The organism is Neisseria sp. P0021.S005 (assembly GCF_051956955.1).
Genome location: NZ_JBQCWY010000498.1, coordinates 1 through 2248 on the forward strand (window position 1 = coordinate 1; position 2248 = coordinate 2248).

The 2248-nt window shown below is 45.5% G+C and carries 4 protein-coding genes; 2 read left to right on the forward strand and 2 right to left on the reverse strand.

Features of this window, described 5'->3' with window-relative positions:
* Window positions 1-132: 132 nt before the first annotated feature.
* Both ACTHUE_RS16065 and ACTHUE_RS16070 read left to right on the forward strand, forming a co-directional pair.
* A complete protein-coding gene (locus tag ACTHUE_RS16065) occupies window positions 133-366 on the forward strand; it encodes an RNA-binding S4 domain-containing protein (protein WP_025458008.1) in 234 nt (77 codons plus the stop codon).
* Window positions 344-562 (forward strand): hypothetical protein, encoded by a 219-nt coding sequence (locus ACTHUE_RS16070; RefSeq protein WP_107769117.1) that lies wholly within the window; start codon window positions 344-346, stop codon window positions 560-562. Before ACTHUE_RS16065 ends, ACTHUE_RS16070 begins: the two co-directional genes overlap by 23 nt.
* Before the next feature lie 99 nt (window positions 563-661).
* Here ACTHUE_RS16070 and ACTHUE_RS16075 read toward each other — a convergent pair whose 3' ends face one another.
* Window positions 662-1123, reverse strand: a complete 462-nt coding sequence (locus tag ACTHUE_RS16075) for a PepSY domain-containing protein (protein ID WP_225905463.1) — start codon at window positions 1121-1123, stop codon at window positions 662-664.
* Window positions 1124-1466: 343 nt separating this feature from the next.
* Window positions 1467-2108: a ribosome biogenesis GTP-binding protein YihA/YsxC gene (yihA, locus tag ACTHUE_RS16080; protein ID WP_049336942.1), complete on the reverse strand. Its 642-nt coding sequence runs from the start codon at window positions 2106-2108 to the stop codon at window positions 1467-1469.
* Window positions 2109-2248: the final 140 nt, after the last annotated feature.

The window sequence follows — 2248 nt, forward strand, 5'->3', positions numbered from 1 at the left end:
GTAGCAGGGTTGGCAGCGAAAGGCCGTCTGAAAACCAAATGTAATGAGGTTGGATAAAGCAAATAAAACAGAAGGGGGCTTTCTTTCAGACGGCCATGTTAAAATATCGCCATTATTGAAAAGGATTGAATGATGGAAGCAACCGTCTATCTTGAAGACAACGAATACATCGCTTTATGCGACCTGTTGAAATTGGCCGGTCTTGCCGAAAGCGGCGGACAGGCAAAAGCGTTTATCGCAGAAGGGCTGGTGTTGCGCAACGGCGAAACCGAAATACGTAAAACTGCCAAAATACGCGGCGGCGAAGTGATTGAGTTTGACGGTGCGCGCTTGGAAATCGCTGATGGATACGACCCTGAAGAATAAAGCCGAAGCCATCTTGGGCGAGCCGTTGTTAGACGAACCCGTCCTCCCCGAGTCATGGGAATGTTGCGGCAGCGAGTGCGGCGATGCCTGTATTCAGACAATGTATTGGGCGGAAAAAGCACGTTATGACGCGCAACGGCGGAAATTGAAAGAAGCAGGGTGGGTAGACGGCGAAGATGAGACAAAGGCCGTCTGAAAACGATTGGCTTGATGTAAATCGTGTTTTAAATAATGCTGCATTAAAGCCAATGCCGTCTGAAAGTTTCAGACAGCATTGGCTTTTTTAAAGTTTAAATTAAGATTTTGTTACCTCGGAAGTGGTTGCATTTTCAGGTGTGCCAGGTGCAGCATCGGCAGGAGCCTGATAATCTGTATTTTGCGATGAAGAGGGCTCAGCATTGTCATGTTTATGATGCTTATCATGTTTACCAAAGTGTCGTTTGTCTTGATCGTCATCTTGTGCTACTGCCAATACTTTGCCGTTTTGAGCATCAACCAAAGCTTCGTATTCAACGCCGTCTTTCAAGATTTCTACTTTGTAACGGCCGCCCAAATGTTGTTTGTATTTGTAATCGACATCTTTAACGACGCCGCCCACTTCTGCTACCGCTGCTGCGGCTGCTTGCTGGCCGGAAACCTTTGCAAACATACCTTCTTTGAAAGCCATGGTACCTGCCGCACCGGCAACGCCCAAACTTGAAGCAATAATACCGGCAATGATGAGTTTTTTTGAAATAAAAGCGTTAATGCGTTTCATGATTTTCTTTCCTACTGTGTTGTTGAACGATGAATGCATTCTATGCCTCAACAATTAGCTGAACATGAGCAAAACGCTAAGATGTGTAATGGGTTGCAATACTAAAATTAACACTTTAATAATGGAGATCGAAGCCGCGTTTTCAGACGGCCTTGCTGATATGTTGTGATGGCATATTTGGCGCAGATTGTGGTTTGCGTGTGAAAACAAAAAAAGCGTGATGAAAAAAAGGGCATGTGTGAGACATGCCCCCGGATTAAATGGTAAATGCGATGGTGAGAAACCAAATGACAGAATAAGATTTGCGGTTGGTCAACTTATCTCATTCCGCCTTGTTTTACAATCACTCAGGCGATGTTTCGCCTGCAAGATTTTCTATTTCTTCGCGATGCGCGTCAAACCATGAGCCGACCACTTGATTGACTTCGTCCATACCTTGTTTTTTCAGGCTGGAGAACAGTTGAACGCTAATTTTTTGACGTTCGGTGTAGGGTTTGAGTGATTTTTTTACCGCCGCCAAAGTTTTAATCTGGTCGTTTTTAGACAGCTTGTCTGCTTTTGACAGCAGGATATGCACAGGACGGCCGGTGATGTGGAAAAAGTCCAGCATTTGGATGTCTAAAGCTTTGAGCGGATGGCGCGAGTCCATAATCAAAATCAGGCCGATCAGTTGGCGGCGTTGTTGCAGGTAGTCGCCCAAGAGTTTGACCCAGTGCGCACGGATGGCCTCCGGTACTTGCGCGTAGCCGTAGCCGGGCAAGTCGACCATGAAATTGCCGTTTTCCAGTTCAAAGAAATTGATGTGTTGGGTGCGGCCCGGTGTTTTGGAAACGTAGGCAAGGCGCACATGATTGGTTAAAGTATTGATGGCGCTGGATTTGCCGGCATTGCTTCGGCCGACAAAGGCAATCTCGGCTGGCGTGTCGGGCAGGTCTTTCAGATGGTTGACCGTTGTAAAGAATTTGGCGTTTTGAAAAAGGTTCATCAGGATTTCCTTACATGGAAACAAAACTGCAACATCATAATTTGTATCGGGCATTTATGTTGCAGCAGTTTGGTAATTTGAGTAGTAATTTAATGTAAACTTGGTATAGAATAGCACGTTTATAGAATTATCGGTTTTAA